Raw genomic sequence first — 23,227 nt, 5'->3', positions numbered from 1 at the left:
CTCGACCTCCCTATGATATTCAGGAAATCAAGTATGTATTCAAATGCATATATTTATAGTATATATTCGAAAGGATATGAATATGCTCATGAATATACAAATTAGGTAATGTAAATATAACTTCTTTGTTTATCACTTCATCACACATGCATCTGAGTAAAAGAGATGTTTTTAAAGGACACATTTGCGACCAAGTATCTTGGATTGTTGCTAAATCATACCCACATCGAAACGACACATGGGGAAGGGATCGATGAGCAAAATCCGAACTCTGATGATTGTATTGATCATACTCTTCTCAGCTATCGGTTTCTTCATAATTCTCGTTGGAGGTGCCGGAACCAACAGTGTCAGCCAGAAAGGGTCTGACACGCTCCTCGAACTCATGCAGAACTCCGCTGAACGGTTCACGAATGAGAACCCAGATATCGGTATCCAGATAACCGGTGGAGGAACCGGGACAGGCATCGCCGCGCTCATCTCGGGCCAGGTAGATGTGGCTCAAGCCTCCAGAGAGATCAAACAGTCCGAGTTGGACCAGGCTTTTTCCGTAGGTGTGGACCCATTGATGTTCCGTGTGGCGATCGACGGGATCGCTATTATTGTGAACGGAAACAACCCATTTGCTGGTCTGACGGTTGAGGAATTGAAAGGCATATACAATGGTACCTACACCAACTGGGATCAGCTTGGAGGTCCCAATCTCAGAATTGTAGCCTATGGAAGGCAGTCCACCTCTGGAACATATGGTTACTTCCAGGATGAGATACTCCAAAATGAGGACTACCGTCTTGATATGCAGCAGATATCAGGAAACGCTGCCATCGTCGACGCTGTAAGACTGGACAGTGGAGGCATCGGCTATGTCGGCATCGGCTATGTCGGTTCCTCATCCGATATCAAGATGATCGGCCTTGCCTCTGAGGAAGGAGGACCGTATTACTCACCTCTGGATCCTGATGCTGTGTATTCCGGGGATTACGTCCTTTCAAGGTTCCTGTTCCTCTACACTGATGGCATACCCTCTGGTTCTGTGTATCAATGGATCTCATGGATACTTTCCCCAGAAGGTCAGGCTGTCGTAGAGGAGCTCGGTTTCTATCCGCTTGGACAAGAAGTGCTTGAAGAGGAGTTGGCGAAACTTGAAGGCTGATTCTGAGGATAGAATCATAGGGTCGCCAAGTCCCCCGTTCCCTCCATTCCATTCAGATCCTTGTGCCCATCACAAGGACCCACATGGATCATTGTTCTATCATTCGATCAAGGGATTGATGCTCCATGAATAAGGAGTCACCATGTCCGATCAAGCCCATGGAGAGATTCATCAACATTGTCTTTTCCTTCCGAGATATGGAACAGTGGATCAAATTCGCTCTGTTCTGTGCGGGAGTAGTCTCCATAGTGACACTCGCTTTGGTCCTGATATTTCTGATATACAGCTCACTTCCCGCATTCGTTGAAATCGGACCGCTCAAGATGCTCACCGGGACCGTATGGAATCCCACTTCACCGTCCAATCCTCAATATGGGATGCTGCCACTGATCTGGGGCACGTTCATAGTGAGTCTGATGGCTTCCTTCATAGCCATACCCATAGGTATGGGTTGTACCCTGTATATCCATGAAATCGCCCATCCCAGGATCAGAGGCTTTCTCAAACCCATCATTGAGATTCTAGCCGGCATCCCCTCTGTGATCTATGGTTTCTTCGCACTCGTTATCTTGGCAGACTGGATCGATCTGCTATTCGATTCCACCACCAGGCTCAATGCCCTCAACGGATCGATAATGCTTGCGGTGATGATGATCCCCATAATGGTCTCGCTCTCCGAGGACGCTCTCAACTCCGTGCCCAGGGAGATTAAGGAGGCATCATACGCACTAGGCGCAACAAGATGGGAGACGTTAAAGGGGGTCATGATACCCTCCGCCCTTTCGGGAATAATCGCTGCCATCGTACTCTCGCTAGGCAGGGCAATCGGTGAGACCATGACTGTACTTATGGCCACGGGCAACACGGCGGTCATCACCCTGAATCCGCTTCACTCGGTCGAGACCATGACAGCCGTTATCGCCATCGAGATGGGTGAGGTCTCGCAATTCGCCATACACTACAATACTCTATTCGCTGTAGGGGTGGTTCTGTTCGTCATCACTTTCATCGTCAACATTCTAGCGGACTGGGTCAACGCGAAGTTCGTGGAGGTGTACCGATGAGCGGCAATCTGGCGCGCAGGAGACGGAAGGAGAAGACGCTTTTCATGCTCTTTCGGATTTGCGGAGCCTTAGTTGTGCTGGCCCTTGTCGTGCTTCTATTCTACATGTTCAGCGGAGGCATAAGCATGATCAGCTGGGATTTCCTCACCCAGTTTCCTCGCGACGGAATGAAGGAGGGAGGCATATATCCCGCCATAGTGGGGACTTTATACCTCATGTCCATCGTGCTTTTCGTCTCTATACCTATTGGGGTACTCTCTGCCGTATACCTTGTCGAGTATCAACCATCTAGGACCTTCTCGAAAATCTGGAGGACCGCCCTGCATAATCTAGCCGGAGTTCCTTCCGTAGTATATGGTCTGTTGGGAGTAGGCCTTTTCGTTTACTTCTTGAACTTTGGGCTCAGTCTGCTAGCAGCGGGATTGACGTTGAGCCTTCTCGTCCTTCCTTTGGTGATCGCCGCGGCAAGAGAGGCAATCCAGGCAGTCCCTGACTCACTTAGGGAGGCATCATTGGCCCTTGGAGCCACTAAATGGCAAACAATACGGCATCACATCCTCCCGTACTCCATTTCGGGAATCATGACTGGAGTCATACTATCCCTCTCAAGGGCAGCGGGAGACACCGCACCGATCCTTCTCACGGGAGCTTGGTTCTACATGAGTTCACTTCCAAGCTCTGTCTTTGACAAGTTCATGGCTCTTCCCTATCACATATTCACGATGTCAACACAGATGGCTGATCTGGAATTAGGGAAGCAAATCGCTTACGGAACCGCTGTGGTGCTTTTAATGATAATACTAGGAATGAATCTTTTTGCGATCATAATTAGGAAAAAATACAGAGAGAAATACAGGTGGTAACGAATGGATACTAAGATTGATGTGCGCGACCTCAGCGTCTGGTTCGATGAAAATCAGGCTCTCAAGGACGTCAACCTCAAGATCAAAGAGAATATGATCACCGCTATCATCGGCCCCTCCGGCTGCGGCAAGTCCACCTTTGTACGTAGCATAAACCGCATGAATGATACGATTTCCAAATGCATAACGGAGGGGAACATCCTTGTGGATGGAAAGGACATCTTCGACAAGGATGTGGATGTCGTTGATATTAGGAAGAGGATCGGAATGGTCTTTCAGAAACCCAATCCTTTCCCCAAGTCCATTTTCGATAACATCACGTATGGTCCCAAGATACACGGGGTCAGGGACAAGAAGGAACTGTCTGACATTGTAGAATGGAGTCTGAAGCGGGCCGCTCTGTGGGATGAGGTCAAGGAGCGATTGAATAAGTCTGCCTACAGCCTCTCAGGCGGTCAGCAGCAGAGATTATGCATTGCCAGGACTTTGGCGATAAAACCCGAGATCGTGCTCTTTGACGAACCCTGCTCTGCCCTGGACCCAATAGCCACAGCGAAGATAGAAGACCTGCTGATAGATCTTAAGAAAGACTATACCGTGGTCATAGTAACGCATAGCATGCAGCAGGCAGCAAGGGTCGCAGACAAGACAGCTTTCTTTTACTTAGGAAAACTGATAGAGTACGGGAACACCAAGAGGCTCTTTGAGAATCCCAAGGAAGATCTCACGGAACAATATATCACCGGGAGGATGGGTTGAATGACATCGAGGAGAGTTTTCACCGAGGAACTCGAGAAGCTGGATTACGAGGTCGCTCAGATGGCCCGTCTGGCGGTCGAGGCCATCGAGAAAGGAGTTAGAGCTTTCGTGAAAATGGACAAGGACCTCATGAATGAGGTGGAACAGCTTGACGTTGAGATCTACTGCTGGGACATCCGTATCGAGAAACATTGCTTGGATGTGATCGCTCTCCATGCTCCCGTTGCTAGTGACCTCAGAACAGTCTCCACATGCTTGAAGATCATCACTGATCTCAATCGAATAGGTCGCTATGCGCTCGACATTGCAGAGTTCACGGAGAACTTCCACGATCAAACACACTTCAAGAAGCTGGTCTCCATTCCATTCATGGGGGAGAAGGTGGTGGCCATGGTCACGCAGGCGGTCGAGAGCTACGTTCACCGCAATGCCGAGGAAGCCCAAGAACTATACGATAAGGACGACGAGGTGGATCATCTCTGGGAGAGTATCCTCCGAGAGACGTTATCCTACATGATGGAGGATCCCAGGAAGACAACCCTTGGGACATACTACATTCTGGTGGCTAGATACCTGGAAAGGATCGCAGATCACTCGGTGAATATCGGAGAGAGGGTGGCGTACATGGTCACAGGAAAGCGGTTGAAGGCCAGGGACTGGACCCAGATATGTGCTGAACCTGATGATCAGTCCGGAAAATGAAGAACCCATGAGGCATTCGATCTAATCATTCAATATCTAACTATTAACACCATAAAGACTTAGAGTTGGATCCAAAGAAGCGCCTCCGCGAGTTCATCAACAAGATATGTTGGGAGGAGTTCAAGCAGGGCGTCCTGATGAATTGAAGTTGCTGGGAAAGACTTCTTCAACTCGCTTCTTACTCTAGTACCATCAACTCCATTCGATTCTCAGATGGCCATCTCAATTCAAAATCTATAAGTAGAATGCACTATTTGTTTTAACACGGAGAATAAAAATCTCCGGAGGGATGCTAAATCACTGCCATCATGGAGGTGCAGGTAGATCGAGAGGAGCTTTCGGATGAATCCTGCCCGTTCTGTGGAGCGAGAACCGAGAAGCTTTTTCAGGACGAAGAACTAGTGGCAGAGCGCTGCATACAATGCGCATATGCCAACTGGATGTCTTGAGCTCTTCCTCCCAGCAATAGGAAGGTCTTCCTATCACTCGCACCAAGGTCGAAAACCGATGGCCTGCCCGAATTGATAACTTGTTTGCTATAAATACAGGTCATAGGGGGGACGTCGATCCAGCTTCCAGATCTAGGATCGTAGGGTACTAATCATCGGCATACGGACGAGCATTCAGCTCATTCTCAACCCCGTTCTCCTTCGCTTGCTTCTTCCACCATCTGTTACCCACTCTTATGAATATCCATTTGGGGGCGACGGGAAGGGCCATCCTCTCCTCAGATTCCTTCGGTATCGGCTCTCCCATGGCTAGAGATTGGGCGGCCATCTTCAGGGACTTGATAATGTTACGAGTAACACCACCAGTTTCTTCCAATGGTCTACTGGCAATGGCCATTCCACCCCCTAGAGAAAGACCACCTCTCCATTCAAGATTCGCCCTTGAGGCGAAGTTTCTGCATATGGATATCGCGGTTCCATTATGGTGTACCTCGGGAAATCCGCAATTCACTATCGGAATGAATCCTTTCTTATCGGTTGAACCGGAGCGGTGTTCTGAGATGATTTGGAGAAGTTTGATGTCCATAGCGGGAAGGCTGTCGACATAAAGCGGGAAGGCTAGGACAATGAGCTCTGTAATATCGATCTCCCTAAGCATATCTTTGATCCTCCCCTCAGACCCAAGCATGTCCTTGACCATCATGGTGGTTGTCTCAACCCCATTTTCGCTAAGTTTCTTCATGAGAAAAGATCCTAACGAGTAAGAATTGCTCCCATTCCCCTTGGGACTCCCTACTAAAAGAAGGGCTTTCTTGATGGTCATTCGACTACCCCCACATTCCTGAGAGGTTTCACAAGATTCTCTTGTCTCGATTCTGCGGTATTGGTTCTGACAATTACTGCTGATGAGAATCTGGGTGCGTGCATGTTCATCGCGTTTCGGGCAACCAATTCCCTGAATGTCCTCTCTTCTGGCTCGCTGTGATAATCAATTATTCCTATGCCAGTTAATGAAGGGTATCGATCATATCGCTTTCCGTGGTGGATCTCACCATTGACCTTCACGAAGAATGGATGGACATTGGATATCATGCGGTCAACCGCCTTCTTCAGATGATACGAGTATCCGCCGAAGACTATCGGTGTCAAATAGATGAGCAGATCACTGGATATCATCTTCCGGGTGATCTCCCTTGAGATATCATCAGTCACGCAAATCCCAGGGGTCTCTATCCAGCACCGAAAACATCCCATGCATCCGGCTATTTCCATATCTCCCAGTTCAAGGATGTCTATCTCCCAATCCTCTTCTCCCAAAGCTTTCGAGAGAAACTCGGCGATCTCCTTCAACAGCACGTCGTCAGGTTCGCCTCCATTCATGATCAGGGCTTTCAGGTTCCCACCTCGTGACTTGTGTGTTTCAATGAAGAACAAGTAAATTATCTTTCCTGAGGCAATGGTGAAATCAGTTCTTGAATAATGTCTGATAAAGAGGGATTCACTCAGTGTACGAATCCAATATGTCCTTATTGAGATTCTTGAACCTCAACATGTAATCCACTCTCTCTTTTCTGAGTTGTCTGACCATCTTCTCCACCTCTTCCTTCTCGTAGAATCTGAGAGGGTCCAAACGGTCCAGATCCGCTCCTTCGACACTTCTGGGAACCATGGTCTCGAAGTTGGGTTCACCTATCCAGTCTATGGTCTCCCTGCATATTCCCCGGATGATGCTCGCCATCTCGGATATCTCAACTCTGGTGACCTTCCTAATCATCTTCTTTGTGCCATCAGGAAGTCTCTCCATTATCTCACCAACGCCACCAGTGTTCAACTGGTAGCATTCTACCTTTTCCTTGGTCTCCATCAGAAAGTCATAGAACCAGTTGCCCTCAGTCGACTCGTCACCGATGATGAATGGGTTGGTTCCCACTACCCTGACGGAATCTCCTGCCCTTTTGGGATCCCCCCCGGTTGACTCGATCGATTCTCCCAACATGAAGGCACCAGCTGCCTGGGCCGGAGTAAGCCTGGTCGCAATAGGCAGAACGGTGTTCCTCCTGGTGATGAAGGCCACGATTAGCTTGTCCATCTCCTTCAGTGATGGAAGGTTGATCTTGGGGCTCATGCTGTCTCCAAGGTCGCGTCTCTGGATAATTCCTCTACCGTTTCCAGTGAGGGTCTCGTCTTGGAAGTACACCTTTCCCTGATAATCCACAAGCACGTTCTCGAAGAGCGCGTCCTTCTGACTCGCCGCGTGGTACAGGAGGGGTTGGTCATCAAGTGTGAGACCGTCGGTCTTGATGAAGTAACCCCGCTCACTGCCGAGGGCCGAGCCGTCCTTGTGAAGGAATACAACATCATCCTGAACGATCTCAACGCCCTCCCCTTCGCCATCTAGATCATGATTGTGGCAGGAGTGCGTTGTTTTACCCGTGGCGGTCAGACCGAAAATGATCATTCCAATCCTTCTGAGCTTGCCATCTCTGCCCATGGCTCGTATCATCTTTGAGCCTGCGTGAAGGCCCAGCATCCCCCTCTTCTTGGCCTCCCACATGGCCATTCGAAGGAACCCCTTCTTCACCTCCCCATAGTAATCGCTACCGAGCACCAATGTTAGCCGCTCATCGGGGAACACCAGGATCTGCCTATCCTTCTCCTGCCACTCAGGTATGTCGATCAGGGTCATCTCTGGACCCGGTGTGTCACTTCGCTCGAAAAGGGTCTGGGCCGCCATGTACGCAAGCCTGCAGCATTCCTTCTTGTATCTGGAGAGGAACATGGTGCAATGGGGGGTGAACTCCGAATTATCACCCATTGTGAGTCTCAGTTGATATAGGGGAGCCTTCTCCAGGTATCTCCGTACTTTTTCAAGGGTCTTTGGAAGTTTCCGGAGGATGGATTCCTGGTCGGAATTGAGTTTCTTCTGGGGTATCTCCCCCTCACCAATGTAGACGGTAAGTCCCGCCGATCGGTTCTTGACGCAAGAAGCGAAAGCATGGTTGCCAAACTCTGTGACTTGGGCATACTGCTCGGCCTCCCTCCTAAGATCAGAATGATTAGGTATTGTGACATTCGGCATACTGGGCAGGTTATTGATGGTCTCGATCAGTTCCTGGAGTTCAGCAGGCTTCAATGAATGGCCTCCACAGATATTATCAATCCATTGGCCGCAGGGTTGTACCCTGGCCAACCCCCTTCGGAAATTCCTTAAATAAACATTGCCTAGCAAATCTGTCCCGTAATGGTCAATGTACAAAAATGGTAGATGATATCCGAAGCATTCCATTATGATATCGTAGGTTTAATTACGAATTTCGGACAATACTAATGACGGATGAATATATCAGACACGCAAAATCACCGTAACAGCCATTCATTACCTATCTTGACATTCTCCATTCCGGCCTCTAATGCCGCGTTGAAGCACGCCTCCGCCTGACTCCTCGAGGTGGTGGGAAGATCGTTCATCAAGTAGGCAGGGTGGAATGCAAGAAGAGAATAAGGGATCGTAGGATCGATTTCTGCAAGGTAGTTGGAGATCAAGGTGATCTCATCCTCGTTCACGTAACCCGGAACCATGAGCGTCGAGACCACCAGCAAAGGCACTTCCCTTCTTTTATCAGTCATCTCACCAAGGATTTTCAGGTTCTCCAGTGTTTGACTATTGCTCCTTCCACACAGTGCCCTGTGCATTCGATCGTCAAACGCCTTTAGGTCGATCTTGACACACCCCCCTGTCTCTAAGGCTATTTCACCTATTCTCAATGCCCATTTTGAGGACATTGACCCATTGGTCTCCCAACACATCCTTCTGATCCCCTTCACTTCTCTGGAAAGCTCGGCCACAGATATTGAATGCTGAATGAAAGGAGTGGGATCTCCACCAAAGAAACAGATGCAAGAGGTCATTGGACTGACCATACGTGCTATTGATTCTGAAGACATTCTTGGTTGGAGGGAGCTCGTCATCTCTCGAAAATGCCAGTTCTGGCAGAAGAGGCAGTCGAATGTGCAGGCTCCGTAGAATACGGCCAGGTTCACGAATCTCCTCTCTGGTCCTGGAGTGTGCGAGTACCTCGGGAATCCGACTTCGCTTCCTCCTGGACATACCCAATCCGCCACGCAATTAGTGGGGTGTGGATCATCATATGCAGTGACCAGAGCTTCTTGGTTAGGCAGACCCAACACCTCATCATTCTTGGCCCACCTCACTCCACAGTAACCAGTTTCTCCAGTAGGTATCGAGCAACCATTTCCGCACTGGCCGCATGGAATGCCTTTCCCTGGAGGGGACTCGAGAAGGCCGAATCGTCTCCTACTCTTGTTATGCACCAGCTCTGCAATCGCTCTAGCCTTCTCCTCTTGAAGCAAGCACTCCCTACATACGCCCAGCTCTAAGGATATCTCCATTCGCTCAGAACCGCAAAGTCGGCAGGTCGAGAATGCTTTGCTTCTCATCGATATACTTACTGGGTCGACTCAACTATAAAACCTGTTTGGCCACTAGAAATTGTCCTTCAAGCAATTCCAGATAACTTCGCTGACCCACCCGAACTCCTGAATGATCCCTTCCTCTGATCCAGACTTCTGATAAGGATCATTGAAGCATACCGTGACCGTGAAGTCGAAGTCCCGACCATCGGACAAATCATGGTTCTTGGACAGGCGTTTGAAGATGTCGATGTCCATCTAGTCCATCGTCATTAATGCATAGGCGTTGACCTTTCTGAGCTCCGTGCCTATGCTTTCTCTCTTGTACTTACCCCTCTTTCAGTCGTTCATTAATACTTCCGCTTTCTGGAAACTGGCTGAGTTATGAGCGAAGATTAATAGGACTCTCTTCTCGACATCGGACATCTTGATTAAAACTGGAATCCTATCACGAATATTGTACTCGAGATTCCGTTAAGAAAGATGTTTATCAACAACTCTATATATCAACGGGTCAATAATTCTTCTTACCAAACGGAGTAAAGGGGGGTTTAATCAGTATGGGTATCACATCAGATGTGGTCGAGGAGACACCTTATGAGGAGATAATCGAGCCAACCTGTCCTAGCTGTCGCCAGTCAGTACCCTGGGAAGTAGACGTTTGCCCTCACTGTGGATATCAGTTCAAAGGCAAGGTCATACTGAAGGAAGCACCCAAGGCCGTAGCGAAAAGGAGAAGAAAGGGCAAGAAGGGCACCGTAGTGGCAGCCGCATCTGTCATCGCAATGGGGATTCTTGTGTTTCTTTCAATGGAATACTGGCCTCCTGCGGCGCTCATATTGCTGCTAGCAATCGTGGTCATGGTAGTGATGGCAGCTGCGCCCGAGTGAAATCGACGGGACCCTAAGAGGCAGCAGATTCAAGTATTCCTTTCAAGCCTCTACTTAGCTTGAGCTCTGGGTCGTTGATTTCCGTCCCAGATAATCGGTTGATTGTTTATGGGGCGATCGAGATATTTATTTCCTATCATCAATGGGGATATATCTTCGCCCAGTATCACCGTGGTAGTGTCCGATGTAGGTAGCGGAAGGACGGTAGAGTACAGGTTTGACGGGAGGTGTAGGATACTTCTCTTCCAAGAAGTGAGCTACCCATCCTGTGGTACGAGCAACTGCGAATACAGGGGTGAACAGAACCGATGGAATGCCAAGCGAGTAGTAGAGCGCACCACTGTAGAGGTCGATATTAGGGTATAGTGACAGGCCCTTCCTTTCCAGGATCTGCTGATGAGAGATATCGGCTATCATCCTGCTCATTTCCAGCCACTTCCCTCCTTTGTCGGGAAGATCATCGAGCATAGTCCTGATGATCCGAGCCCTAGGGTCCATGGTCCTGTAGACGGCGTGCCCCATGCCGGCGATTCTCACACCCTTTTCGAGGGCTTCGTTGACCCAGGCTTCCACCTTCTCAAGCTCCCCGATATTCATTAGATTGAGCATGACCTTTTCATTAGCACCACCATGGAGTTCTCCTGACAGGGAACCAATAGCGCCCGAAACCGCAGCGAAGATGTCAGCTCCCGTGGAAGCGATCACCCTTGCAGTGAATGTGGAAGCGTTGAAGGTGTGTTCTGCGTGCAGCACCATAGAGGCATCGAATACTCTGGCCATCTCAGGTTCCGGTTTCTCTCCATTGAGCATGTACAGGAAGCTCGCGGCGTGCGAGAGCCCCTGATCCGGCTGCACAATTTCCAATCCATTCTTCATTCTGTACCAGGCTGCCACCAGTGATGGCATCTTAGCGATTATGGATGTCCCTTGCTGCAAGTCAAGCTCTCTCGTTCCCTTTTCCTTGTAGAGTATCAGGTCCCCCATGACGGCTACAGCTGACTGAAGGACATCTATCGTCCAGGCGCTTTTTGGATAGTTCTCAAGCATGGATAGAAGCTTTCCCGGGAGTTTCCTCCTTTCCGCGAGAGTTCTTGAGAAGGTTTCAAGCTCCTTCCTGTTGGGCATCTTCTGGTGGACCAGCAAGTAGGCGACCTCCTCGAAGTTCGATTTCGTTGCGAGATCTTCTATGTTGTATCCGCGGTAGAAGAGCTGTCCCCTTTCACCGTCAACCATGCTAACCCTAGTGGTCGCAGCGCTCACGCCCCTGAGCCCTGTGTTCTCTAGATCGTAACCCTCTTCCAAAGCCAGCATTCCTCCTGTTCAATTCTCATTCCTGTTCTCCATATGATTGTTTTGCGAAGACGGCTGGATTCTTCACTCGTTCCCTGAAAATCAAACCTGAATGATCTGCACGGTCACATACTGATAGTCATCCGGGATGTCTCCAACCATCCATCCTTCTCCAGTGGTCTCACAGTAATAATAGTTTCGTCCGTCGTACTCGTAGTAGGCGCCCTGAATGCCATTTCCCCCCGCAACGCCCGCAGCCATATGCTCTGGATTATTCGCCGGCAATATCAACAGCACGGCATCTGTGTTAATGGGATCGGCCTGGATGAGCGTTGCGAAAAGCACGCTGGTGTCTTCGCAGTCTCCCCCTTCGTCCACAAGGGTTTCGATGGGATACCTTGGATATTCATCATATCCAGTGGTTACGCTGTCAGAGGTGTACTCCAGGCTCTGAACGAAGGCAAGGGTGAAGCTCACCAGCTGAAATGAGGACCACCCCTCGTTGTCCGCGCAGTCCTTCAATTCCTGGGCAAGAGATTCGATGTAATCATTGTCCTCGGTCATGTACGACGCGTAGTCATAGGTTCGAACTTGGTCCTTATAGTAGTAATATTGACTGGCCGGTATCATCATGTCCCATGTCCAGGAGCGCCCTTCAAATTGCCACTCGTAGTGTCTATTCAGGGTAGAGGTGCCCACGAAGAATACACATGTCTCGGACCAGTCCGACCAGCTATCACCAACCTTTGCCCGGACCGACCATTCATAGATCCCATCCTCGATGTATGAGATGGAATCGAAGCTGTTGGATAGCAACTCCCCGCCAATAACTAGGATGTCACCTTCCTCCAAAATGGCGATCTCGTACCCCTGGGCCTTTGAGACCGCTGTCCAGGTGAAGGTTGGGTAGTGGCTGTCAACCGTCGCCCCATCGGCTGGGTTGATCAGAGTGGGAACTCCATTTCCAAATGGAATATCTGGAAGGAATATCACCACAGCGGCGATGATCAATATTGCAGCAATGAGGATCGCCCCGAAAGCAGCTCCTGTCCTCTTTCTTCTCGGAGGTGCGTATGGTGAAGGTGCTTGAGGAGGTATTTCTGGGTAGGCGGTATATGTTTCCTGGGTCTCCTGAGGTTCGTAAGTTTGTTGGTATGTCTGCAGGCCGTTCCCGCAGGTGATGCAGAAAATAGCCCAATCCTCGTTTGCGGAACCGCATGATGGACAATACCTCATGATGAAACCTCTCATCAAGATGCAGTACGAGATATAAGTAATCGTCATCAATAAAAAATATTCGGAGGGATGCCAGCCTCTGATACTGACTGATCAATTTCAGAATGAACCGCTCACGAAGACCGCAAAGATGTCAGAGAAAAGGGACGCAATCCAGGTCGATGCCACGAAATGTAGAAACTCATCATATATCTCCTCCTGAGCTCGGTGATTATGAGGCGGAGAAGAGAGCGTGAAGGACGATCTCTGAGAGGATCAACACGCTTGTCACCTCATGTCCGCGGATGCCTGGAACACATTATCGAGGAGGCCGAAGGCCACTGGTTCTTACCCTTGAGACATCAGATCTTAGGCCGTATGATCCATGATGATCCGCGCGGTGATCCATGTGGTTAATGACAGAGCGATCATGAGTCCGTGGAGCACTCCCACCAAGTTGGAGGCTGGAATACTCCACTTGGTCCTGACGCCTAGAAGCTTCACCATGCTGTTCTTGATGAACGCGACCGAATCCTGACTGGATTCCGTTCTGATCGCTTATCGCACTTCCTAGCAAAGGTACTTGATTCTGATTCATCACACAACATTTTATCGCCTGGATGTGCATTCAATAAATGAAATAAGGGAATGATCAGAAATGAACCTCAAGATTCTGCATGCCAGGGAGGTTTGGTGAAATGCTACACAGCCATTCGATGGGAAAGATGATGAACGAGCCGATAAGGAACATGGTGACCAAGAGGCTCATTGGGGTAATAGCCGGAACTCCAATCAGGGTGGGGGTACAGAGGATGGTCGAGTTCGACATCAGCTTCTTGGTGATAACCAGGGATGGAAAGATCGTGGGCTTCATGACCGACTCTGACATTAAGCGAGCAGTTGCGGATGGAGTTACCATGGATGCCCCGGTGGAAGAAATCATGACCCCCGATCCGATATCTGTGGACATCAACACCACTGTGAGGGAAGCATTGGACACAATGTCCCGGAAGAGGGTGACCAGGCTGGTGGTGACCAATGACGGAGAGGTCGAGGGCATAGTTACCCTACGAGACCTTGAGGACATTAGCAGGCAGAAGATCGAGACATTCATCTCTAGGGAGTAGAGATCATGCGCATCCTTCATATCTCGGACACCCACGTGGGCTCCGAGGCCCACTTCAACGAGCCCTCTTTGGTGACGATCATCGAGGAGATCATGAATGGGGATTTCGACGTCGTAATACATACAGGCGATGTCACCCAAACCGGGATGCTGAGTGAGTATGAGAAAGCGAGGGATCTGTTCTCGGGTCTGAAGACTCCCGTCATATTCATGCCAGGCAATCACGACGCTAGAGCGGGGGGCCTGGAACTTTTCGAGAAGTATATCGGCCCACCCAACGGGATCCGAGAGATCGGGGATGCTTTAATAATCTATGTCAACAGCGCCTTCGAGGACGGTAACGAGGGCAGGGTGGGGATGGTCAAATTCAACATGATAAAGGACGCCCTGAACGAGTACAGCGACAAGCGCGTAAAGGTCCTGGCCATGCACCATCATATCATTCCAGTACCTCTCAGTGGAAGGGAGAGGAATATACTGCTGAACGCGGGGGACATCCTGGATCTGGTCATCAAGGGCGATGTGGACCTCGTGCTGTCAGGGCATCGACATTATCCCAATCTCTACAGGATAGAGAACACGGTGTTCATCAACGCCGGTACAGTGTCCGGTACCAAGACACGTTACGGGGATGTCAACTCGATGAACATCATAGAGGTTGGCGAGGATGGGCAGAGGATAGTTACCCGGAGGATTGGAAGGAGGGACGAGATCGCCTCCTTGCCAAGGAAGGATAAGAGGGTGTACTCCTACTTCGGGAAGAGGGTGTTCAGGGTAGTACACATGTCCAATACCTTCATCTCAGACACCAACGCCTTCCTCGAGGTCCAGTTCAAGAATGCAATGGCCAAGATATGCGAGCTATCGCCAGATATCATAGTGCACTGCGGCGGCATCGTGCGGGAGGGCATCCCCCTCTATTACGACAAGGCATTCGAGCTGTTCTCGGAGTGTGAGATCCCGATCGTATTCTCACCCGCAGGAAGGGACATCAACTACCTCGGATACCATCTGTTCCAGACTTATTTTGGACCCTTCGAGCAGGAGTTCTCCAACGGGGAGATTCTTTTCCTTGGTCTGTACTCCCCTCAGTACGACTCCCTTTCGGGGTCGATTGGGGCCTTCGAGCGAAGGAACCTGGAGGAGAGGTTGAATAAGGCAAAGGAGCGGACCAAGGTCGTGTTCTTGCACCATAATGTGTTGCCAGTGCCTCACAGCAGGGAGAAGGGTTTGCTGGAGGACAGCGGGGATGTCCTCAAGACATTGGTCGATTCCGGGGTCGATCTCGTTCTGACGGGGACGTCCTCGCATGCCAACGCCGCCATGGTCAACGATGCCATAGTGGTAAACGCTAACTCACTGAGCAGCCCCTATCAGAGGAGCCTGTTCGGTAACTCGTTCAACCTGATAGACATCTACGAGGGGGCGATAGCGATATCAGAGGTGAACAGCCTGTGGGGCAACCGCAGGCTGCTGGGCATCTGGGACAGGCGAAGGGCGCCGGCACCGTTCGACAGGTCATCCTAGACTGCAAAGGTACCTGGTGGATCTTCCCGAGTGCCCGATCATAATCCTCCGTATGAACGGCTCCATTCTCCGGTCTGATACTTGTGGTGAATCCACCAGCAATGACCGAATCGGCAGATGCCTGGATGCCATTTTCCTATGGAACCAGGGTCGCGGTATGATCGTAGCAAGCATCAATAGAGATGCGTGTCATTTATCAGACTGATATGGTCACTGGATCCGAGGATCAGAGGCATGCTTCCCCCGGTCACAAGAGGTTGGAATGGATATCCTACCCCATCATCAGGTACCCCCTCATGGGGGGAGTCATCGCCGCGGTGACGTTCACAATTCATCTTCTGACCGATATTCCCTCTTGGGTGACCATCCCACCCTACATCGTCTCTATGCTCCTGGGCGGTTATCATTGGGGCTGGGAGGCGTTCGAGGTCCTGATCGAGGAGAGGAGAGTGAACATCGGGATCCTGATGCTGTTCGCCCTCATCGGTTCCGCGGCCGTAGGGCTCTGGGAGGAGGCCGCCTTCCTGGCCGTCCTGTACGGTGCGGCCGAGGGAGTGGAGGAGGCCACCTACACCAGGACCAGGGAATCGATAAGGGACCTGCTCGATCTGGTCCCCAGGACCGCGACGGTTCTGGATGGTGGCAGGGAGAGGGAGGTTCCGGCGGAGGAGCTCCATGTCGGCGACATCGTGGTGATACTACCGGGAGAGTACCTGGTCTCCGACGGGATCATAGTCAACGGGAGGACCAGCATCAACGAGTCTCCAGTGACTGGCGAGTCCATCCCGGTCCAGAAGGGCGAGGGTCAGGAGGTCTTCGCTGGAACCGTGAACCAGGAAGGATCCATCGAGGTCAGGGTGACCAGGGAGTTCGAGGACAACACCATCTCCCGCATCATCCATCTTGTCGAGGAGGCCCAGGAGGTCAAGGGCAGGTCCCAGCAGTTCATCGAACGCTTCGGGAGGGTGTACACCCCTCTCATCCTTCTAATCGCAGGTCTTTTGGTCGTTTTCCCCTTCATGCTGGGTTGGGAGATCGACGATTGGGTGGAGAGGTCCGTGATATTCCTGGTGGCCTCTGCGCCATGCGCACTGGTCATGTCCACCCCGGTGGCCATCGCCGCGGGAATCGGCCGTTCTGGGAGAAGCGGTGTGCTCATCAAGGGAGGGGTGCACCTGGAGAACCTTGGAAAGGTGAGCTGCGTCGCGTTCGACAAGACCGGGACCATCACCACCGGTTATCCGATGGTGACCGATGTGGTGCCGATCTCGAGGGAGGAGCGGGAGGTGCTTCAGCTGGCTGCCAGTGCCGAGCGGAGGTCCCAGCACCCTCTGGCAAGAGCCCTTCTCGAGCGGGCCAGACTCGACAAGGTGGAACTGTTGGAAGGCTCCGACCACGTCTCTCTGATAGGGTTTGGAGTCAGGGCGTCCATAGGAAGTGACGAGATCTATGTCGGGCAGCCTTCCATATTCAACGAGATGGAAACCCCCTTGCCCGACCCTCAGATACTCGATTCCTTGGAGAGAGAGGGAAAGGCAGCCGTCCTGGTCGGGACTGCAAAGAATGTTCTCGGAATCATCGCCTTCCGGGACGAGCCGAGAACGGACTGCAGGTCCGCGGTCGAGGAGCTGAATGTGCTGGGCATAAGAACGGTGATGCTCACAGGAGACAACCGCATCGCGGCATCCTCCATTGCCGATATGGTGGGGATCGATGTTGTGAGGGCTGAGCTGACACCCGAGCAAAAGATAGAGGCCATCAGAGAGCTGAAGGAGGAATGCGGCATCGTGGCAATGGTGGGCGATGGCATCAACGACGCTCCAGCCCTAGCGGAGTCATCAGTGGGGATAGCCATGGGAGCGGCGGGTACCGATGCCGCCATCCAAGCCTCGGACGTGGCGCTGATGTCCGATGACATATCCAGGGTACCATACGCGGTGAGGATGGGAAGGAGGGCCCGCATCATAGGCAGGCAGAACATAGCATTCTCGATAATCGTGCTGGCCATCCTGATCCCCTCAGCGCTACTGGGAGTTCTCTCTGTGGCGACCGCCGTCATCTTCCACGAGGCTTCCGAGTTAATCGCGGTCGCCAACGGTGTGCGGGCGGGAAGAGATCCCTAGGTTCCCGCTCTGGAGCAGCCAATCGATGTCGTTCTGACGCTCCTCCTCGGATTCAAAAAGATCCAATAGGTCCATTAGTACTAGTCCAAACTCGATGAAGGCGTTACCTTTGGCCGTTATGATATTTCCATCCACCACCAAGGGCTCATCAACATAGATAGCTCCATCGAAGGAGGGGTGCGATTGATCATCTAAGCCATGGGTTATCCTCTTCCCTTTCAGCACCCCTGCAAGTGCGAGGAACTCCGGTCCCCCACATATGGCTCCTAGAAGTTTTCCTTTCCTGTCCAATGATCTGATGTGATGGAATAACAGCTCCACATTCTCGCCATCGATACTCTTAATATATTTCCCAGGAGTCCCTCCCGGTATTATTAGGAGGTCTGCATCACCTGGAATGGCCTCTGATATGGTGAGGTCGGGTGTGACCGTGAACTTAGATTCGCTGATGAACTTCCTATCCTCCAACCCAATCGTGACAATATTCTGCTTGTTCATCCAGGATAGCGCCACGGTCACCTCGAAATCGCAGAATTTATCATAGATCAGCACTTGTATGTCCATATCTTCACAATATGGTAATCAGAATCTGTGTATATCCAAGCTTTTAATCCTCGATTCAATCTCCAAAGTCGCTTGTCTCATATCTCCATAATTAATTTGTAAATCTAAGTGTCTATGAAGCTCTGCCATAAACTTGTTGTGTGATGTCACATGAACGACTCAGCCGATTTAGAAGGGCGCCTCAGAAAGAAGGTTCTCAAGGCCATTGAGAACCCTTCCTATTTCGAAGGAATGAGATCCGCCTTCAGGAACGATGTTTTGAACCAGGAACGAATCGCTCCAATGATCGAGGGATTGGAGCAACGCAAGGAGATGGCCAGGAGAGCCAGGGAGCTGTGCATGAACGATCCCTCCTATGTCAAAAAGGCGATAGAGCGACTCGAGGAGAACGGCATAAGGGTGATCGTGGCAAGGGATGCCCAGGAAGCAAGAGAGCTGGTCCTCGAGGAGCTGGAAGGCGAGACCCTCCTGGTGAAGTCAAAGTCGAATGTGACCAAGGAGATCGGCCTCACGCCCTACCTCGAGAGCATGGGGATCGAGGTAATCGAGACCGATGCAGGCGACAGGATAGTCCAGCTCTCAGGACAGAAGCCAGTCCACCCCACCGGTCCCGCGGCCAATTTCACTCGATACGAGGTCGCCTCCATCCTCGAGAATCACCTGGGTAAAAAGGTAGATCCAGACCCGAAATCCCTCACAATGGCCATCCGGGAGGAGATAGCCGATTACATTTCCCGAGCTAAGATCGGCCTTACCGGGGCGAACTTCATCGCCGCGGAGGAGGGGGCGATGGTCATCGTTCACAACGAGGGCAACATCTCCCTTTGCGCCCGAAGGCCAACCAAACATATAGTGGTCTCCGCAATGGAGAAGGTGGTTCCAAACCTAGTGGAGGCGATGAACCTGGTGAAGCTGCAGGTCTTCTACGGGACGGCCAGCCTCACCAGCTCCTTCGTGGATGTGATCGCCGCCCCAAGCAGGACGGCCGACATAGAGAAGCAGCTGTTCTACGGAATGCACGGCCCCAAGGAGATAGTGTTGATCCTAGTCGATAGTGGTCGTTCGATCATAGAGGACAGGGAGGTCATGTACTGCATCAACTGCGGTGCCTGCCTGCTCCAGTGCCCTGTGTATGACATCATGGGCAGTGATTTTGGGGGACACGCCTACCTTGGCGGCAGAGGGGTTTGCTTCTCGGCCGAGCTTGACGGCCTGGAGGAGGGCGTGGAGGGCGGATTGACCTTCTGCACGAACTGCGGTTTGTGCAAAGAGATCTGTCCGGTAAAGGTCGATACGCCTAGGATGATGAGATCTCTTAGGAAGAGGGCCAATGAAAACGGCGTTCTACCGCTATCTGGACACGAGGAGTTGATAGGGAACATATCAAACAACGGTAATCCATGGGCCGAACCACAGAACAGAAGGAAGGAATGGGCTTCGGACCTGGATCTACCAAAGAGCGGGGAAGTCCTCTATTTCGCAGGTTGCTATTCCTCATACCATGCCAACGACATTCTCTTGGCTACCATTGATATTCTGAGAAAGGCTGGAGTCGATGTGGCCTATTTGGGCGAAGATGAGTGGTGCTGCGGGTCCCCCGTACCCAAGCTTGGGGCGGAGGATCTCTTCGAGGAAACGGCCAGAAAGAACTGGGAGCTGTGGAAATCAAGAGGTGTCAGGAAGATAATCACCAGCTGTCCAGGATGCTTCAACGCAATATCCTCGTACCGCGAGTTCATCGATGACTTCGACATCGAGGTGGAGCATATCTCCCAGACGTTGTCCAATCTCATCGAGGACGGAACGATCGAGCTGGAAGGTGAGGATATTTCTGTCACGTATCACGACCCTTGTGACCTGGGGCGGCACCGTGGGGAGTATGAAGCCCCACGGAAGGTGCTGCGATCGATTCCAGGCCTTGAGTTGCGGGAGATGGAGTTCATCAAGGAAAGGGGCATTTGCTGCGGCGCCGGCTCGGGAGTGAAGAAGGCTCATCCAGACCTTGCTTGTGCGATCGCACGAAAACGTCTTGATTCCGCTGAATCCACAGGTGCTGATTATCTGGTCACGGCCTGTCCATTCTGCAGGAAGAACTTAGAAGACGCAAGGGAAGAGGATGACATCGTCGTGATGGACCTCGCGGTCCTTGTCCAGGATTTGCTCAAGAGAGGCAAGATCGAGGATGTATCTCGCTAAGAACAGATCATGTCCGCTCAAGGGCCATTTTGTTCAAGTTTTCTTCCCCATGAACCGACTTCTACAAGTGGGAAATATTATTCCAGAATTACAACGCTTCCCCAATCCAGTATCCTAAGTATCTTGGTCTCACTTATACTTCATTCTCCACCAAGGAAAGTGAAGCGACGAAGTATCGTAGGTCGGCCATCGAAAGATATGAATAGACCAAGTTCAAGAGATACATATTATCCGGCCTGGATAAGAATTTCTTAGGCTCCAGGCAGGAGGTAATGAACAAGAAAGTCCGATTGGAATATCGATAATTGAATTAGAGGTTAATAGAATGTCAAGCATGAAGAAAGGATTGATAATTTGCGCTGGTTTCATGCTAGCGCTCACAGCTTTCATGGCTGCACCTGCTATTGCTTGTGAACCTCACGATCACATTGATCGTGCCGTGGTGCCTACCGGGGATATTCCAGACGTTCTTGATTTCGATGGGAACCTGACCGCCTGGATCGAACAGGAGGTCGATACGGCCACGGGAACGAGCTATATGCTCTATGAGAACCATGGCGGTTTTTGGGCGGATGCGGAAAAAGCTCCCGGGAGTGATGGAGTAGGTAATCCTGCTCCCGATAACCCCGGCGATGAAGATGACCTTGCCTGCTGGGCAGCCACTGACTCCAACATGCTGGAATGGACCGGTTGGGGATTCGTAGGCGGAATGGAAGGCACCGATGACTTCTTCCAGTACTACGTGGACCACACCACCGACTACGGGAGTCTGGTCCAATACGGATTGCAGTGGTGGTTCAACGGCAACCTCCCGACGCACACCGGTGACTGGTCGGTCGAGGATGTTGCAGGTGGTGATTTCTGGTCCGCCTCGTACGCATGGACCGATTACACCGAGCAATCTGCTGGAGCGGCCGATGTCCTGCCCGATATCAAGAGCTGGCTTGAAGATGGATATGCGGTGGGCCTTGGAATATATCCTAGAACTGGACCAGGAGGTCATGCCATCACCTGCTGGGGTGTCAACTTCGATACGGCCAAGAATCCAGTGACCGAGCCCGAGGATTACTACCTAGGGGTGTGGGTATCCGATTCTGACAGCCATAAGAATCAGGTAGATCCGGATGATTACCTGAGATACTACGAGGTCGATTGGGATCCCATTTGGAACCGCTGGTACATGCCCAACTACGGATCTGGATGGAACATCAGCGCTGTCACTGCACTTCACCCGTTCCCGGGGGAGAGCCGTCCCGTTGCTGATGCCGGAGGTCCTTACGTTGTGAATGAGGGAACCGTCATCAACTTCAACGGAGGCGGTACCACCGACGACGACTCGGTCCTGTATCGTTGGGACTTCGATGGAGACGGTGATTGGGACACCTCGTGGGCATCCAGTTCGACCGCGAACCACGTATGGGATGATGATTACTCCGGAGATGTCTACCTGGAGGTCTTCGACGGAAGGCTGAGAGACATGGACATCACCACCGTGACAGTCAACAACGTCGCTCCTTCCATTACGGTCGTGGGGGATACAATCGTTGAGGATGGCATCGCCACCGTCAGCGGCACGATCTCCGACCCGGGTACTCTGGACGACTTCGCCATGGTGGTAGACTGGAAGGATGGAAGCGTTGTCACATATACTTACAGCGCCGGAACGACGACCTTCAGCGAGACACATCAGTACCTTGACGACGATCCCACTGGAACACCCTGGGATAACTACAACGTCGCTCTCACATTGGAGGATGACGACGGAGGCTCCACCTCCACGACGACGACGGTGACCGTGATCAATGTTGCTCCCATCATCACAGCCTTGGGGGACACGATTGACGAGAACGGAGTTGCCACGGTAAGCGGAACCCTGTTGGATCCAGGGACCTTGGACACATTCACGATCACAATAGACTGGGGCGAAGGACCAGTCGTGAGCTATTCCTATCCCGCTGGAACGACAACCTTCAGCGAGACCCACCAGTATCTGGATGACAACCCGACCGGCACCATGTCGGACACCTACATCATCCTCGTAGGGGTTGTCGATGACGATACCAGCGCTGGATCCACTTCCACATCGGTCATCGTGAACAATGTGGATCCCGTCACATCCATCGACTCCATGGGCCAACCCAACCCGGAGTTCATATTGCCCATCGTACACACCCTTGACTTCCTGGGCAGTTTCACGGATGTTGGGACCCAGGATACCCACTCTGCGGTCTGGGATTGGGGTGATATGACATCGGATGCAGGCACGGTCGTGGAGTCCGGAGGATCTGGAACGGTCACTGGTTCCCATGTTTATGTGGTTCCTGGTACCTTCACTGTGAACCTGACCGTGGTCGATGATGATGGTGGATCATCCTTCGATACCTTCGACGTGGTCGTCGTGGACGCTCACGGTGCTCTGGACATCATGAATGATTACATTCAGAGCCTGGATGATGGTCTTTTCGACCACACGCCCGATAGATTGAAGAACGCTTTCAGCAACAAGATCGACGCTCTTCACAACATGGTTGATGCGGGAGCATACGAAGGCGCGATCACCAAGTTGCAGCACGACCTCCTATGGAAGGTCGACGGTTCGTTGGGCGGTAACCCAGGGAATGACTGGATCAATGATCCTACCGTGCAGGCTGAAATCGCGATGAAGATCAACGATATATGCGCGTATTTGGCCACATTCCTCTGAGTTGAGGCAGCATGAATAATGGGGGGAAACCCCCAATTATCAATTTCTACTTAGCATTTCATGGCGCAGGAAATCGTAATGATTCAGACGACTTTCGCGATTTTCCATTAATGAAAACTTATTTCCCGACCCGTGTCCATTTGATATTCGGGAAGTGTGGTGAACCTTCCA

General features: G+C 51.4%; 20 protein-coding genes. 12 read left to right on the top strand and 8 right to left on the bottom strand.

Going from position 1 to position 23,227, the window contains the following annotated elements; genetic code table 11:
• Positions 1-253: 253 nt before the first annotated feature.
• The 6 genes from GKC03_02885 to GKC03_02860 all read left to right on the top strand — a co-directional run bounded on the left by GKC03_02885 (position 254) and on the right by GKC03_02860 (position 4,990).
• Complete coding sequence (locus tag GKC03_02885) at positions 254-1,153, top strand: phosphate ABC transporter substrate-binding protein (GenBank protein NYT11482.1); 900 nt, start codon at positions 254-256, stop codon at positions 1,151-1,153.
• Between the two features lie 197 nt (positions 1,154-1,350).
• The gene (gene pstC / locus GKC03_02880) at positions 1,351-2,217 is read left to right on the top strand and encodes a phosphate ABC transporter permease subunit PstC (GenBank protein ID NYT11481.1); all 867 of its coding nucleotides are present in this window, start codon (positions 1,351-1,353) and stop codon (positions 2,215-2,217) included.
• Positions 2,214-3,080, top strand: a complete 867-nt coding sequence (pstA, locus tag GKC03_02875; protein ID NYT11480.1) for a phosphate ABC transporter permease PstA — start codon at positions 2,214-2,216, stop codon at positions 3,078-3,080. Before pstC ends, pstA begins: the two co-directional genes overlap by 4 nt.
• Before the next feature lie 3 nt (positions 3,081-3,083).
• Positions 3,084-3,839, top strand: coding sequence for a phosphate ABC transporter ATP-binding protein (locus tag GKC03_02870; protein NYT11479.1), 756 nt, complete (start codon positions 3,084-3,086; stop codon positions 3,837-3,839).
• Entirely contained in the window at positions 3,840-4,541 is a 702-nt protein-coding gene (phoU, locus tag GKC03_02865) for a phosphate signaling complex protein PhoU (GenBank protein ID NYT11478.1), read from the top strand.
• Between the two features lie 308 nt (positions 4,542-4,849).
• Entirely contained in the window at positions 4,850-4,990 is a 141-nt protein-coding gene (locus GKC03_02860; GenBank protein NYT11477.1) for a hypothetical protein, read from the top strand.
• Positions 4,991-5,138: 148 nt separating this feature from the next.
• Here the strand turns inward: GKC03_02860 and GKC03_02855 are convergent, their stop codons facing one another.
• From GKC03_02855 to GKC03_02835, 5 genes are all read right to left on the bottom strand, one after another.
• Positions 5,139-5,813, bottom strand: coding sequence for an NAD(P)H-dependent oxidoreductase (locus GKC03_02855; GenBank protein ID NYT11476.1), 675 nt, complete (start codon positions 5,811-5,813; stop codon positions 5,139-5,141).
• Positions 5,810-6,370: a flavodoxin family protein gene (locus tag GKC03_02850; GenBank protein ID NYT11475.1), complete on the bottom strand. Its 561-nt coding sequence runs from the start codon at positions 6,368-6,370 to the stop codon at positions 5,810-5,812. The genes GKC03_02855 and GKC03_02850 overlap by 4 nt, the downstream gene beginning before the upstream one ends.
• Positions 6,371-6,488: 118 nt before the next feature.
• Positions 6,489-8,123 carry a phosphoenolpyruvate carboxykinase (GTP) gene (locus GKC03_02845; protein NYT11474.1) on the bottom strand — a complete coding sequence of 545 codons (1,635 nt, stop codon included), beginning with the start codon at positions 8,121-8,123 and terminating at the stop codon, positions 6,489-6,491.
• A gap of 224 nt (positions 8,124-8,347) precedes the next feature.
• On the bottom strand, positions 8,348-9,448 hold the full coding sequence (locus GKC03_02840; protein NYT11473.1) for a radical SAM protein: 1,101 nt from the start codon (positions 9,446-9,448) through the stop codon (positions 8,348-8,350).
• A 45-nt stretch (positions 9,449-9,493) separates the two neighbouring features.
• Positions 9,494-9,679 (bottom strand): hypothetical protein, encoded by a 186-nt coding sequence (locus GKC03_02835; GenBank protein ID NYT11472.1) that lies wholly within the window; start codon positions 9,677-9,679, stop codon positions 9,494-9,496.
• Between the two features lie 302 nt (positions 9,680-9,981).
• On the opposite strand from GKC03_02835, the gene GKC03_02830 reads away from it, so the two are divergent.
• Positions 9,982-10,311, top strand: coding sequence for a hypothetical protein (locus tag GKC03_02830; GenBank protein NYT11471.1), 330 nt, complete (start codon positions 9,982-9,984; stop codon positions 10,309-10,311).
• Positions 10,312-10,437: 126 nt separating this feature from the next.
• Here the strand turns inward: GKC03_02830 and GKC03_02825 are convergent, their stop codons facing one another.
• Complete coding sequence (locus tag GKC03_02825; protein ID NYT11470.1) at positions 10,438-11,622, bottom strand: citrate (Si)-synthase; 1,185 nt, start codon at positions 11,620-11,622, stop codon at positions 10,438-10,440.
• An 81-nt stretch (positions 11,623-11,703) separates the two neighbouring features.
• The gene (locus GKC03_02820) at positions 11,704-12,837 is read right to left on the bottom strand and encodes a zinc ribbon domain-containing protein (protein ID NYT11469.1); all 1,134 of its coding nucleotides are present in this window, start codon (positions 12,835-12,837) and stop codon (positions 11,704-11,706) included.
• Between the two features lie 656 nt (positions 12,838-13,493).
• On the opposite strand from GKC03_02820, the gene GKC03_02815 reads away from it, so the two are divergent.
• From GKC03_02815 to GKC03_02805, 3 genes are all read left to right on the top strand, one after another.
• On the top strand, positions 13,494-13,943 hold the full coding sequence (locus GKC03_02815) for a CBS domain-containing protein (GenBank protein ID NYT11468.1): 450 nt from the start codon (positions 13,494-13,496) through the stop codon (positions 13,941-13,943).
• Between the two features lie 5 nt (positions 13,944-13,948).
• A complete protein-coding gene (locus GKC03_02810) occupies positions 13,949-15,469 on the top strand; it encodes a metallophosphoesterase (protein ID NYT11467.1) in 1,521 nt (506 codons plus the stop codon).
• Positions 15,470-15,675: 206 nt separating this feature from the next.
• Entirely contained in the window at positions 15,676-17,592 is a 1,917-nt protein-coding gene (locus GKC03_02805; protein ID NYT11466.1) for a cation-translocating P-type ATPase, read from the top strand.
• Here GKC03_02805 and GKC03_02800 read toward each other — a convergent pair.
• Positions 17,548-18,156, bottom strand: coding sequence for a hypothetical protein (locus tag GKC03_02800; GenBank protein NYT11465.1), 609 nt, complete (start codon positions 18,154-18,156; stop codon positions 17,548-17,550). The two genes, GKC03_02805 and GKC03_02800, sit on opposite strands and share 45 nt — an antisense overlap.
• A 150-nt stretch (positions 18,157-18,306) precedes the next feature.
• Between GKC03_02800 and GKC03_02795 the strand changes: the two genes are divergently transcribed.
• Positions 18,307-20,352, top strand: coding sequence for a 4Fe-4S dicluster domain-containing protein (locus GKC03_02795; protein ID NYT11464.1), 2,046 nt, complete (start codon positions 18,307-18,309; stop codon positions 20,350-20,352).
• Between the two features lie 325 nt (positions 20,353-20,677).
• Positions 20,678-23,056, top strand: a complete 2,379-nt coding sequence (locus GKC03_02790; GenBank protein NYT11463.1) for a hypothetical protein — start codon at positions 20,678-20,680, stop codon at positions 23,054-23,056.
• Positions 23,057-23,227: the final 171 nt, after the last annotated feature.

The organism is Methanomassiliicoccales archaeon, assembly GCA_013415695.1.
Lineage (GTDB): Archaea > Thermoplasmatota > Thermoplasmata > Methanomassiliicoccales > JAAEEP01 > JAAEEP01.
This window is presented reverse-complemented; position numbering and strand designations above follow the sequence as displayed.